At 66.2% G+C, this 13,614-nt stretch carries 10 protein-coding genes; 6 read left to right on the top strand and 4 right to left on the bottom strand.

The genetic code is table 11. The annotated features are described in order from the left end of the window. Positions 1–2: 2 nt before the first annotated feature. From A5784_RS39745 to A5784_RS33635, 4 genes are all read right to left on the bottom strand, one after another. A complete protein-coding gene (locus A5784_RS39745; RefSeq protein ID WP_286159455.1) occupies positions 3–125 on the bottom strand; it encodes a hypothetical protein in 123 nt (40 codons plus the stop codon). Then, a complete protein-coding gene (locus A5784_RS33625) occupies positions 115–1,575 on the bottom strand; it encodes an APC family permease (protein WP_064949199.1) in 1,461 nt (486 codons plus the stop codon). Before A5784_RS33625 ends, A5784_RS39745 begins: the two co-directional genes overlap by 11 nt. Before the next feature lie 112 nt (positions 1,576–1,687). Then, positions 1,688–3,205 carry an MFS transporter gene (locus A5784_RS33630; protein ID WP_064949200.1) on the bottom strand — a complete coding sequence of 506 codons (1,518 nt, stop codon included), beginning with the start codon at positions 3,203–3,205 and terminating at the stop codon, positions 1,688–1,690. Between the two features lie 227 nt (positions 3,206–3,432). After that, complete coding sequence (locus A5784_RS33635) at positions 3,433–5,061, bottom strand: LuxR family transcriptional regulator (protein WP_064949201.1); 1,629 nt, start codon at positions 5,059–5,061, stop codon at positions 3,433–3,435. Between the two features lie 214 nt (positions 5,062–5,275). Between A5784_RS33635 and A5784_RS33640 the strand changes: the two genes are divergently transcribed. From A5784_RS33640 to A5784_RS33665, 6 genes are all read left to right on the top strand, one after another. Continuing rightward, positions 5,276–6,748 (top strand): APC family permease, encoded by a 1,473-nt coding sequence (locus A5784_RS33640; RefSeq protein ID WP_286159456.1) that lies wholly within the window; start codon positions 5,276–5,278, stop codon positions 6,746–6,748. 131 nt (positions 6,749–6,879) lie between these two features. Then, positions 6,880–8,187 carry a GlnX family signal transduction membrane protein gene (locus A5784_RS33645; protein WP_064949202.1) on the top strand — a complete coding sequence of 436 codons (1,308 nt, stop codon included), beginning with the start codon at positions 6,880–6,882 and terminating at the stop codon, positions 8,185–8,187. Then, positions 8,187–9,125: a glutamate ABC transporter substrate-binding protein gene (locus tag A5784_RS33650; protein WP_064949203.1), complete on the top strand. Its 939-nt coding sequence runs from the start codon at positions 8,187–8,189 to the stop codon at positions 9,123–9,125. The genes A5784_RS33645 and A5784_RS33650 overlap by 1 nt, the downstream gene beginning before the upstream one ends. A 19-nt stretch (positions 9,126–9,144) precedes the next feature. After that, positions 9,145–10,086 carry a glutamate ABC transporter substrate-binding protein gene (locus A5784_RS33655; protein WP_064949242.1) on the top strand — a complete coding sequence of 314 codons (942 nt, stop codon included), beginning with the start codon at positions 9,145–9,147 and terminating at the stop codon, positions 10,084–10,086. 2 nt (positions 10,087–10,088) lie between these two features. Further along, the gene (locus A5784_RS33660; protein ID WP_064949204.1) at positions 10,089–12,083 is read left to right on the top strand and encodes a serine/threonine-protein kinase; all 1,995 of its coding nucleotides are present in this window, start codon (positions 10,089–10,091) and stop codon (positions 12,081–12,083) included. Between the two features lie 118 nt (positions 12,084–12,201). Beyond that, positions 12,202–13,566: a flavin monoamine oxidase family protein gene (locus A5784_RS33665; protein ID WP_064949205.1), complete on the top strand. Its 1,365-nt coding sequence runs from the start codon at positions 12,202–12,204 to the stop codon at positions 13,564–13,566. Positions 13,567–13,614: the final 48 nt, after the last annotated feature.

A 13,614-nucleotide genomic window follows, 5' to 3' on the forward strand; every position in this document is an offset into this window, starting at 1 on the left:
GGTCAGCCTCCTTGTGGCCGGTACCGGGTGCGGGCGACAAGTGTCGCGCGCAGGTTTGCGATCAACGGATCGAGGAAGCGGTTCTTGAATTCGTCGTCCGTGACCGAGCGGGCGTCAGAAGTCATCGGGGTCACCGGGTTCCGTGTCCAGCACGTCGAGGTTGAAGATGAGCATCTTGACGAAGTACAGGCCGCCGACGAGGATGAGGCCGGCCACGATCAGATCGGGCACCAGGGCGGCGTGTGGTGACACGAGCGTGAGCAGGGCGAAAGAGACCCACACGAGGGCCGCGACCGCCACGGGCAGCTCGAAGCTTCCGAGACTGAACGCACCGGGCTTGCGGCCGAGCCGTTTTCGCACCGAAAGGTAAAGCACGGTGATCGCGCCGTAGATGAGTGCGGGCAGGATGGTCGACCCGATGATCAATTGCAGCAACGCGGCGCCCGGTAATGCGATCATCAGGACGACCCCGATGAGGAGAACCAGAACGGTCGCTGCGACGGGCGTCCGGGTGTGCGCGTTGACGCGCCGAACCACACTGTGAGCGGGGAACCGCGCGTCGCGTGCCATGGCGAACGCCAGCCGCGAACACGAGGCCAGCATCACCATCCCGGCACTGAACATCGCAAAGGCGATTCCCGACAACAGAATTCGTTGCATGATCGGGCCCAGTTGGTCATCGATGATGGTGGCCACCGGTGATGCGCTGCTGCTCACCTGGGATATGTCGGTGATGGCGATGGTCAGGGTGATGACGAATACGAGCCCCAGCACCGCCGAAACCACCACCGATGCGACAACCGCGAAGGGGACGGTGCGGAACGGGTCTTTGGCCTCCTCGGCCAGATTGGCCGCAGAGTCGAACCCGACCAGCGTGGTGACGCCCATGATCATCCCGGCCATCAGACCGCCACCGATGGCGAAATAGCCCGGTGCGTCCACGGTGATGCCCCGCGAGACGAGGTTGCCGACGGTGCCACTGCTGGTCGCTGCGGCCGTACCCAGTCCGATCACCAGCACGACCAGCACCGCGACCTCGAGCGCGACCGCCGCTGAGCTGACCACGCCGAGCAAACGGGTCGACACGATGACGAGCATGGTCTGGATGAGCAGCACACCCAACGTGATCAACCGTGCGGTGTTCTCGTCGGGCGTCATACCCAGCAGCGGCATGAGGGTCTGGCTCGTCAGCGCGTTGTCCATCGCGACCACGCCGATGGCCAGGAACCAGAACGTGAGCCAACCGAACAACCACCCGATCTTCGGGTTTGCCAGCCGGGAGGCCCACTGGTACGCCGAGCCGCTCAGCGCGATGCGCGCGGCGAACTGAGCGACCACCAGTGCGACGAGCGTCTGCCCGAATGCCGCGAGGACCCACAGCCAAATCCCAACGGGTCCGGCAGTCTGGAGGACCGCGCCGTAGGTTGCGAAGATGCCGACCGCGACTGAGATGAAGGCGAATGAGATCGCGAACGTCTGGTACGGGCCGAGGGTTCGCTTCAGTTCCGGTGCATAGCCAGAGTGCCGGACCTCGTCATCGGCCGACCGGGCCTCGGCAACGCGCTCAGCCGTCATTGCGACACCTGGCTTCCTCGAAGGGCTAGCTGCACATTAGGCGCGCCGGTGCCGCGACGACACAAAATTGACGTCACAGTTAGCTGGCATTTGCTTGTGCAACGGACCATATCTAGTTTTCCGTTCGCATGCACTGGCTAACAGGCGAATCCGGGACTGCCCGCGGCTTCAGCAACAGCCAAACCGATGCCGCCGAAACCAGCAGAAGGACCGCACCGACACCGGCAGCGGTCGCCAACCCGTCGGTGAACGCGGCTTGTGCGGCCGTCAGCAACGCGTGCGCGGGACCTTGCGGCAAGGTTTCGGCCGCCAGCCGCGCGGCGGCCAGCGAGTCCCTGGCGTGGACGGCCACGCCGTCGAGGGCGCCGGGTGGAATGGTGAGGCCGCGGTACACGTCGGCGACGATCGAGCCGAGGACCGCAATACCAAGCGCCATTCCCAATTCGCATGCGGTTTCTGAGATTCCGGCCGCAGCGCCGGTGCGCTCCGCGGGTACGACGGCCAGCAGCACATCGTTGGAGACGGTATAGGCCAGCCCGAGGCCGATGCCGACGACCAACAGCGTGAGACCGAGTTGCACATAGGTGGTCGACGGCGTGATCGACGTCAGCGACGCGAGCGCACCACCAATGAGCACCAGCCCCGTCGTGAGGATCGCGCGTGGCGGCCAGAACCGCACGGCGAGCCCGGCCAGCACACCGAACACCGCCGCCGCCAGCGCAGCGGGCAGCTCGGCGAGTCCGGCGGCGAGCGGGCTGTACCCGTCGACGAGCTGGAAGTACTGCGACAGGAAGAACGTCACGCCGGAAAGGCCCAGTACCGAAAGCAGATTCGCGGCGACGACGCCGGTGAACGTGCGATCGCAGAACAGCCGGATGTCGATCAACGGGATGGGGAGCCTCAGTTGACGCCGGGCGAACCGCATCAGCGCGACGGCTCCGATCCCGGCAGCCAGCGCAACGTCGATGCGTAGCCCGTTGGCGACGCCTTCTTTCAGGGCGTACACGAGTGCCAGCACACCGACCAGTGACAGCCCGACGCTACGTAGGTCCCACGGCCCGGGACCTGGAACGCGGTGTTCGGGCAGCAGCACGGCGCCGGCTGCGACGACGATGGCGATCGCCGGAATGTTGATCAAAAAGACTGAGCCCCACCAGAAGTGCTCCAGGAGCAGCCCGGCGATGACGGGACCGAGCGCGGTGCCCGCGGAGAACACCGACGCCCAGATACCGATGGCCACCCCGCGTTCTCGAGGCTGGGGGAAAAGTCCGCGGATCAACGCCAATGTCGACGGTGCGAGGGTCGCACCGGCGACGCCCAGCAGGGCCCGTGCCGCGATCAACAGTTCGGCGTTCGGCGCGTACGCTGTGGCCGCCGAGGCGATGCCGAAAGCCGTTGCGCCGTACAGGAGAAGCTTCTTGTGGCCGATCCGGTCTCCGAGGCTGCCCATCGTGACGAGCAGGCCGGCCAACACGAACGAGAAGATGTCACCGATCCACAACACCTGCGTCGCCGTCGCGCCGAGGTCCTTGCTGATGAAGGGCGTCGCCACAGCCAGCACCGTGCCGTCGACACCGATCAGCAGGATTCCAAGGCTCGGCACGGCCAGGGCCAGCCAACGGCGCGTCATAGTGCACCTACCTTGTGCGATCGGTCCGGATCAACCGGTTGACCACCAAGTTATGGGCGCAGGCAGGCGAGGCGAATCGGGCAAAACCTGTGTTTCGCGACGGCGCTATGGGTCAAATGATGTAGATACCGACTCAACTGCGCCGAGACTCACACCAGGGACACGTGTGCCGCGAAATTTGTCCCTGGTGTGAGTTTCGGTGATGAGCACGCCGGAGGAACCGTCATTCAAGCCGTCGGCAGCACCTTGTTCTCATGTGCCCACGCCGCCGCGGCGGTCCGTGATGACACGCCGAGCTTGACGTAGATGTTCGCGAGGTGCCGGCCGACCGTCTTCTCGCTGATGAACAACTGCTTGGCGACTTCACGATTGGACGCACCGGCAGCGATACGGGCGAGCACTTCGACCTCGCGTTTGGTGAGCCCGCCCGGTGCCTCGGTGGGGGCTGCCCGGTTCGGCTCGGCGCCGAGTTGCTGATAAATCGACTCGGCGCTTGCAGTGTCGGATTCGGCTCCGGTGGCGTCGCCGCACGCGCGACGGGCTTGGGCCATCACGTCGTACACCTGCGCCATCTCATAGCGGCACTGCGTGTTGCGGTACCGGCGCAAGGCGTCTTGCAGGATCGGTAGCGCTTCGGTCTCACGTCCCTGCTTGACCAGCACCTCGCCGCGGGCCTGCATTGCCCATGCCCGGAAGCCGGGGGAGTCGAACTTCTCGGCGGCGGCTTCCAGTTCGGCGCAGTACTGTTCCGCCTCGTCGATACGATCGCGGGCCAGCGCGATTTCGACGGCTGCGGGCAGCAGCCGGACACAGTTGATCGGATCGTGCTCGGAGTCGATGCCGATTCTCAGATCGCTTGCGGCAGCGGCGGTCTCGCCGAGCCGGCACCGCAGCAGCGCCTCGCCGGGCTGGGGCTCACGGCCCAGCTCCCTTGCCCTGGCGAACGCGGTGCGCGCGCCGTCGATGTTGCCCTGCCTGCGCCGGATCTCGCCGAGCTCGTAGTAGCCCTTGCCTGCCGTCGCCGGGAAGTCGCCCATCGCGGCCAGAGCGTTGACCAATCGCTCCTCGACCTGGCGGTAATCCTTTGTGGCACTGTGCAGATCCATCTTGTGGAACTCGCACGTCGTGCCGTACCAGGATGCGGAGACCTGTGGCCCGGTGCGCCACTGCTCCATCGCTTCGAACCAGGTCTTCATGCGGCCGAGATCGGCGAGCCGGTGGCACTCGTAGATCACCGCGCAATAGATGTCACCGGCCCAGTCGACCGGGACCTGGTCGGCCAGCACCGGCATCATCGCCTCGTCCAATTGCGCGAAGGCCTCGCTGGTGCGGGCGAAAGGAATCTTCGAGACCCCGCTGGCCGTCGAACACAGTGCGTTGAACCCGGGCAAGTTGAGCCGCTCGGTCACTTCATGTAGCTCATCGGCGAGCTGCGCGGCGGCCTCGTTGCGGCCCTCGTCGATGGCAACAAGGGAATCGACGTACAGCACGTAGGCGAGGACCTGGTCGTCAGGTTCCTTGTCCTGCAGCCGACGCGCGCGGTTGAGCCAGACGCGAGCGATGGTGAGGTCGCCGCCGTTGAACCACTGCAGCGCCACCTCCACGGCCTTCATCGCAGCGTTGTGCGATTCCCCGGCGGAGATCAGCCGGTTGAACGCCTGCTCGGAGAGCTGCATGGACTGCCTGCCATGGCCCAGCCGCCACGCCGCCATGCCGTACGAGGACAGGTCATCGGTGGTCAGGTCGGTTTCCGGGGTCCGGCTGAACAGGTCGTAGGCCGCGCGCCAATCGCCACGCGAGTACGCGTCGCGCGCGGCGAGGAGTTCGGATGCGTCCGCTGCCATATCGATCGGCATAACGGTATCCCCGGGGCAGCCGCCGTGTTCCGCGAATGCACGGGTCTTCTGCATGCGTCTACATCATTTGCACCATCGGGTCGCCGGGCAAACACATCTTTCGCCCGAAGATCGGGGGGTGGCGCCGCTCATAGCTTATTGATCACCCGGTGAAACCCCGGACCACTCCACGAAAGGCCACCGACGCCATGAACATCACCTCCGGAGCGACGAAGTGACGACCCTCCTGGACAAGCCGGCAGCGGCGACGACCGCTCCTGCCAAGGACTTCTGTGAAGAGTCCGGTTACAAGCCCGAGCTGAAGCGCTCGCTCAGTTCTTTCCAGATGTTCGCGATCTCCTTCGCGTCGGTTTCCGTGGTGATCGGCATCTTCGCCACCTACAGCCAGGTGCTGAAGAACTCGGGCCCGCTGGGCATCTGGCTCTTCCCGATCGTCGCGGTGGGGCAGATTCTGGTGGCCCTGGTGTTCGCACAGTTCGCGGCGCGGATCCCGCTCAGCGGTTCGTCCTACCAATGGGCATCGCGGTTGGCCAATCCGAAGATCGGCTGGATCTTCGGCTGGATCGCGGCGTGGAACATCGGGCTCAGCCCGGTCGCGATCGACAACGCGCTGGCGACCCAATGTCTGATGCCGCTGTTCAACATGGCACCGAGCGAGACCACCGGCCGCGTGATCACCGTGATCCTGCTGCTGATCCAAGCCGTCATCGTGATCTACTCGACCCGCATCGTGGGCTGGACCAACTCGCTGGCCGTCGGTGTCGAACTGGCGATCGTCGTAGTGCTGGGCGTCGCCCTGTTCGCCGCGGTCATCCTCACGGGCCACGGCTCGACTCAGAATCTCTTCTCGCAAGGCATCGCCACAGGGTCGACGAGCTACTTCGCCATCGGTGGCGGATTGATGGCAGCGATGATCATGGGGCTGTCGACGCTGGTCGGCTTCGAGGCTTCGGCGAACATGGCTGAGGAAGCCAAGGACGCGCACCGCACCGTTCCCCGGGCGATCGTCGGATCTGTTGTCGCCGCCGCGATCCTGGGAATGTTCCTCATCGTCGCGCTGACCGTGGCGATCCGGGACATGGGCGCAGCCTCCAACAGCGCGTCGCCAGTCGCCGAGATCATGAATCAGCAGTTCGGTCCCGCTCTGGAACGGCCGCTGCTGCTGGTGATCGCGATCGCGTTCTTCGGTGCCGCCCTGGTGACCATCGCCGGAACCTCCCGCATCGTCTTCGCGATGGCCCGCGACGAGCGCTTCCCCGCACACCGCATGTTCAGCCGGGTCAACCCGCACACCCGCACCCCGATCCCGGCCACGCTGCTGGTGCTGGCCCTCGGTGTGGTGGTGATGCTGGCGATGCCGGGCGGAGCCCTGATCCAGCTCATCACGGCAGGCGCGATCTTCAACAACATCCCCTACGCCTTGACCATCGTTCTCTACCTGGTGGTGCGTAAGAAGCTCGGTCGCAAGGCAGGCGCTTTCAGCCTGGGGCGCTTCGAGGTTCCGGTCGCGGTGATCGCGCTGGTGTGGGTCTTCATCGCGATATTCGTGGTCAGCGTCTCCGAGGCGACGGTGACGACCTTCCTGATCGTCGGCGGCCTGGTCCTCTCCGGCGCGGTGTACCTGGGCTACCTGCTGAAGTGCCGCCGCGAGGTTCTTGAGCGCGAGCCCGGTACCCAGCAGTTCTGAAGTCCCGCTCAACCCGTCATCCCCCTTGGCCCGCCCGGACCAAGGGGGATGACTTTTGTGTGAGGTAACCCCCCACGCAACGCGTTTGCAGGCGCTACCGTGCGATTCATCCTGCTAGGAGGAGATGGCGAGTGGACAGCGGTCAGGTGGAGCGTCGGCAGACGCGCACACTCGATGAGTCGCTGCTCGTCGACCTCGACGAGCCGGACCGTCCGATCATCGACTTCCTGCGAGCCACCCCCGGCCGGATCGCGGTGATGGCCGTCGTCCTGGTGGCGATCGTCCTGGCCGTGGGCGTGGTGGCGTCGGCGACAGTGTCCGGTCGGCAACAACAGTTGGGCACCTTGGGCTCACACACCGAACCGCTCTCCGATGCCGCGCAGCGGATCTACAGCGCCTTGTCGTCGGCCAACACCACTGCGGCGACCGCGTTTCTGGCCGGCGGGGTGGAACCCCGCGAGATCCGCGACCGCTACGACGCAGACATCGGACAGGCCTCCGCCGGCCTGGTGACCGCGGCGAACGGCGTGGCGGCCGACGACACCGAGTCGTTGACCCTGCTTACGGACCTGTCCAATCAATTGGCGCTGTACACCGGAATGATGGCGACGGCTCGTGCGAGCAACCGCGACGGCCTCCCGATCGGTGTCGCGTATCTCAGCGGAGCGTCCACGCTGATGCAGGAGTCCATGCTGCCGGATGCCGATCGGTTGTACCGAAGCCAGATCGACGCCGTCACCGCGTCGCAGCGTTCGGCGGCGCCTGCCTATGCGGTGATCGCAGGTGCCGCGGTCGCCGCAGGGCTGTTGATCATCGCGCAGATCTTCCTGGCCAGGCACAGTCATCGGCGGCTCAACCCGGGGTTGGCAGTGGCGTCGGTGTTGATGGCGGTACTCACGGTGTGGCTGACCGCTGCCGGACTGGTGTCGGCGCACGCCGCGAACAGTGCACGCACGCAGGGAGGCGAACCGCTCGGCGTCGCGGTGGCCGCCCGCATCCTCGTGCAGCAGGCCCGCGCGGACGAGATCCTCGGGCTGCTCAAGCGGGGCTCCGACACGCTGTCCGACATCAGATTCGATGAGCGGACCGCACAGGTCGGTTGGCTGCTGGACAAGCATCCGGTTGACGGGGCATCCGACGCCCTGCACGGCTGGATCAGCGCTCACAACGAGATCCGGAACAAGCTGGTCGGCGGTGATTATCCGGGGGCGGTGGCGATCGCGAGAGACAGTGGGCTCCAACATTCGACGGCCCAGTTCGCCCGGCTGGATCAGGCGCTGGGGGACGACATCGCGCGATTGCGTCAACGCCAGCGGGACGGCATCACGCACGCCTACGTTGCGTTGAGCGCACTTCCGGCTGGTGCCGCGGCCATCAGCGTGCTTGCGGCACTTGCGATTGCCGCAGGCGTCGCGCCGAGACTGAACGAGTACCACTGATGCGAGCCGGCACCGGGCTTCTCGTCCTCGCAGCGACCGTGCTGACGGGATGCGCCACGGTGCAGCCGCTCGTCCAGGTACCGGCCTCGCTCACGACCATGCCGTTGCCGAGCGGTGCCGAGGTAGCGCCGACAGTTACCGGCGCGGCAGTCGAAAGCTGCGATGCCACAGCGAGTTTGCGCCCGTCGGCCGCGCCCGCGCCCACGGTGGATGCGATTCGGCGGCGCGGGTGGGTGGTTGTCGGCATAGACCAGAACACCAATCCGCTGAGCTTCCGTGACCCCGTGACCGGCGAACTGCGGGGTTTCCTCGTCGACCTCTCCCATGAAGTCGCCCGAGACCTGGTCGGTGATCCCGACAAGGTGGACTTCCGGCTGCTGACCGAACCGGAGCGGATGCCTGCGGTGCAGAACAACACCGTCGACATCCTGACCAAGGCGACCACCATCACCTGCCCCCGCGCCGAGCTGATCGCGTTCTCGACGGTGTACTTCGAAGGACATCAAAGGCTGCTGGTGCCACGGGGTTCGCCGGTGCGCGGACCTGCCGATCTGGCCGGCAAGCGGGTGTGCTCCGCGCTGGCGACGACGTCCATCGCCACGGTCGCCCGGGTCGCTCCGGCGGCCACCATCGTGGGCGTGCAGAACTTCGACGACTGCCTGGTCGCGCTTCAGCAGGGCCAGGTGGATGCTGCCAGCACCGACGATTCGCTTCTGGTCGGCATGGCCGGACAGGATCCCAATCTGGAGATCGTCGGGCCCGCCCTGGAGAACGAGCCGTACGGCATCGGGGTCAACAAATCCGAAGAGGATCTGGTGCGCGCGGTCAACGCCAGCCTGGACCGGATTCGACGGGACGGGACCTGGGAAGCGCTGTACCGCAAGTGGTTCAGCATGCTCGGCCCGGCCACTCCACCCGAACCGAAGTATCGGGACTGACATGGCCGTCGAACAGAGTATGCGCGCGGTCACCAGACTTGTCGTCCTCGCTGCGACAGCAGTGACGGGATGTTCGGCAGTGCAACCGCTCGTCGAGGTGCCGGCCTCGCTGACGACCCTGCCGCTGCCCAGTGGCGCTGCCGTGGCATCACGGGTTCCCGGTGTACCGGTCGAGAGCTGTGATGCCACAGCGAGTTTGCGCCCATCAACTGAGGGCGGGCCGACCGTCGAGGCGATCCGGCAGCGCGGCAGGCTGATCGTGGGCATCGACCAGAGCACCAATCTGCTGAGCTTTCGCGATCCTGCGTCCGGGCACCTGCAGGGATTCGACGTCGACATCGCCCGCGAGGTGGCCCGTGACCTGACCGGCGACCCCGACAAGGTGGAGTTCCGCCTGCTCACGTCGCCCGAGCGGATCAGCAACCTGCAGAACGGGACCGTCGACATCGTCGTCAAGGCAATGACGATCACCTGCGCCCGCGCTGAGCAGATCGCGTTCTCCACGGAGTATTTCGATGCGCATCAGCGATTGCTCGTACCGAAGGATTCGCAGATTCAGGGTCCGGGTGATCTGGCGGGGAAACGGGTGTGCTCACAGGTGGACACCACATCGCTGGCCACCGCCGCCCGGGTGGCGCCCGCGGCAACCCTGCTGGGCGTTCAGAACTGGGACGATTGCCTGGTGGCGATTCAGCAGGGGCAGACCGACGCGGTCACCACCGATGACTCGATCCTGGCAGGCATGGCCGTCCAGGATCCCAACCTGCACCTGGTCGGACCCAGTCTGGAAAACGAGCCATACGGTATCGGAGTGAACAAATCCCGCGAGGATCTGGTCAGGGCGGTCAATGCCAGCCTCGACCGGATCCGGCGGGACGGGACATGGGAGGCGCTGTACCGCAAGTGGTTCAACGTTCTCGGCGTTGCGCCGAGTCCGCCGGAGCCGCGGTACCGGGATTGAGCATGGCAGAAGAAGAGGGAACGCGAGCCGTTCTGGTCACCGAATCGGCACCGGTCAAGGTCGAGGCCACCCGCCCGCGGCTGCGTACCGGGCGGCGACGGATCGGTGAGGGTCTTGTCGAGATCCCGATCCGGCAGGACATCGAGCCTGCGAGCGCGATCCTCACCAATCCCGTTGTGGCCGAGTCAAAACGGGTGTGCGGTAACTGCGGGCGGCCGGTTGGACGGGGAACTGCCGGTAAGCCCGGGCCGGCCGACGGGGTATGTCCGCACTGCGGCACGCTGTATTCGTTCTCGCCGCAACTGGAGACCGGCGAACTGGTGGCGGGCCAGTACGAGGTCCAGGGCTGTATCGCTCACGGCGGAGTCGGCTGGATCTATCTGGCGGTGGACCGCAACGTCAGCGACCGCTGGGTGGTGCTCAAGGGGCTGCTTCAGCCCGGAGGGGAGCAGGCGCAGGCGATCGCCGTCGCGGAACGTCAGTTTCTCGCGATGGTGAACCACCCCGGCATCGTCAAGATCTACAACTTCGTCGAACACCCGGGATTCGACGGGCGCCCAGTCGGTTACATCGTGATGGAGTACATCGGCGGAACCACGCTCGAAGCCGTCCTGGCCAAGCAGCGTGCCGCGAGCACGGGTGAACACACCCAGATGATGCCCGTCGAGCAGGCGCTCGGTTACCTGCTCGATGTCATGCCCGCGTTGTCCTACCTGCACTCGCTCGGGTTGGTCTACAACGACCTCAAGCCCGAGAACATCATGCTCACCGAAGACAACATCGAATTGATCGACATGGGTGCGGTGTCGGGCGCCGGTGATTTCGGATACATATACGGCACCAAGGGTTTTCAAGCCCCCGAGATCGTGCGCACCGGACCGACGATCGCCACGGACGTCTACACGGTGGGCCGCACGCTGGCCAAGCTCACGGTCGACCTGCCCAACGACCGGTATGCCGAGAGCTTGCCCGGCCGCGACGAGGTACCGCTGTTCGAACGGTATGAATCCTTTTATCGGCTCCTGGTCCGTGCCACCAATCCTCGCCCCATGCAACGGTTCTCGTCGGTCGACGAGATGGCCGACCAGTGCAAGGGCGTGCTGCACGAGATCCTCGCCGAACAGACCGGCTCACCGTGTCCGCGGGTGTCGACGCTGTTCAGCGTGCCTCGCTCGACGTGCGGTGCAGATCTGGCGTTGCAGGGCACCGACGTGTTCGTCGACGGTCGCCGACGCAATGTTCGGCTCAACGCCGGCGACGTCGCCCGTGCCCTGCCGAGCCCGATCCCCGTCGAGGATCCCGACGACGAGTGGCGTGAGGACTGGGAGGACGGGATTTCGGGGCTCCACAGCGGCGATCTCGGTGGGGCCCTTGCCTGTTTCGAGCGGGTGGTGGCTCTGCTGCCAGGCGAAGCCGCACCCAAGCTTGCTGCGGCGGCGACGGCAGAGCTGCTGCTGGACACCCCGGACGCGCCGGACGTCGAACGACTGCGGCCGCTGGCAGAACGGTATTACCGGACGTTGTGGCGCACCGACACGTCGATGGTCAACGCGGCATTCGGCCTGGCACGACTGCTGGCCGGCCGTGAAGATCGGACCGGCGCGATCGAGGTGCTCGACCAGGTTCCGTTGACGTCGCGCCACTACGGCGAAGCTCAACTGACCTCGGTGGTGATCCTGTTGGGGGGCCGCCCCGTCGATGAGATCACCGAGTCGGACCTGCGCGACGCGGCGCGTCGACTGGACCGGTTGTCCGACACCGAGCCGCGCGCCCTGCAGATCCGCGCGTTCGTGCTCGGTATCGCCCTGGACTGGGTCCGCGCGGGCGCGGTGGCGTCGTCGGAGGATCCTTTCTTCGGTCATCCGCTGGACCAGCGGGGCCTGCGCGTAGGCATCGAGGAAGCGCTCCGGGAGCTGGCGCGGCACTCGCCGCGGCGGCGGCACCGCTACACGCTGGTCGATTTCGCGAATGCGATCAGGCCGCCCAGCTGGCTGTGATGCCACGCGACCACCGGGTTGACCGCCCCGTCATTATTTGCTGATCGGATACCGCCTCCGTGCGGATCGGCGTAGGTTGATGTCTGCTCACCGGGCCCACTCAACGAAGGGGTGACCCATGGCCGACGTCGACTACTGCGTGGTGGGTGCGGGTTTTGCCGGACTGACCGCGGCGCTGAGGCTCAAGCGGGCGGGCCGATCTGTGGTGCTGCTGGAGGCGAGCGACCGGGTCGGCGGCCGGACGTTCACCGAGGTGCGGCCCGACGGGACGTGGATCGACCGCGGTGGAGCCTGGATCGGGCCCGGGCAGGACCGCATCAAGGCGTTGATGACGGAATTCGGTATCAAGGAGTACAAGCAGTACGTCGACGGTGACGCGATGATGATCGTCGACGGTAAGCAGCACCGGTACTCCGGCACGATTCCGTGGTCGATGAGTCCGTGGGCGATCGCCAACCTCGGCGCGGGCCTGCTCGAAGTGGGGCACATGTGCAAGTCGATCCCGTTCGAGGCGCCATGGGAGGCCAAGAGAGCGGCCGAGTGGGACCGAATCACGTTGGGGGAGTGGCTGCATGACCACGTCCACTCCAAGCAGGCTCGCGACATGCTCGACATGGCCATGGCAGGCGTCTACACGTCGGCGGCATCGGAAGTCTCGTTGCTGTGGGCCCTTCATCAGATGGGCTCGGGCGGTGGACCGATCTTCGTGATCTCCACCAAGGACGGCTCGCAGGACGCGCGGGTGCACGGCGGTATGGGCGCCGTCTACGGCCCGATGGCCGCCGAACTCGGTGACGCACTGCATCTTTCGCGACCCGTGCGCCTGATCGCGCAGGACGAGACCGGCGTGAGCGTGCACGCCGACGGCGAGACCGTCCGGGCGGGCCGCGTGATCGTCGCCGTACCTCTGGCCGTGGCCGACCAGATCGATTACGAGCCAATGCTTCCCGTCGACCGCGCGTTTCTGCACCGGCGCATGCCCGGCGGCGCCGTGTTCAAGATCTCGGTGGTCTACGACAGCGCGTTCTGGCGCGCCGACGGGTTGTGCGGGCAGTCGGCCGCACCGGGCAGCCCTGCCACGCTCACCACCGACGCGTGCACCGACATCGCTGTGCCGGGGATCATGTGCGTCATCACCGAAGGCCCTGCCGCACGCCGGCTCGGTCTCCTCGACCCGGACCAGCGCAGGACCGCCGTGCTCGGCGAGTTGATCGACCGATTCGGCGCGAAGGCCGCGTGCGCGGTGAGCTATCACGAGCAGAACTGGACCGTCGAGCGCTACTCGGGTGGCGGGATGATCAGCCATGCACCACCGGGGGTGCTGACCGAGTTCGGCCACACCCTGCGGGAGGCGTGCGGGCGAATCCACTGGGCAGGCACGGAGAGTTCGGCGGTCATGTGCGGCTGGATCGACGGCGCCGTTCGATCCGGTGAGCGGGCGGCCACGGAGGTGATGGCGGTCGACGCCGTGGCAGCGGTGTAGCGCGTCGGCCCGGCGCGCGTCCGAGGAGTCCGGGCGGAATCTGACACG

This window comes from Mycobacterium sp. 852013-50091_SCH5140682, assembly GCF_001665685.1.
Taxonomy (GTDB): domain Bacteria; phylum Actinomycetota; class Actinomycetes; order Mycobacteriales; family Mycobacteriaceae; genus Mycobacterium.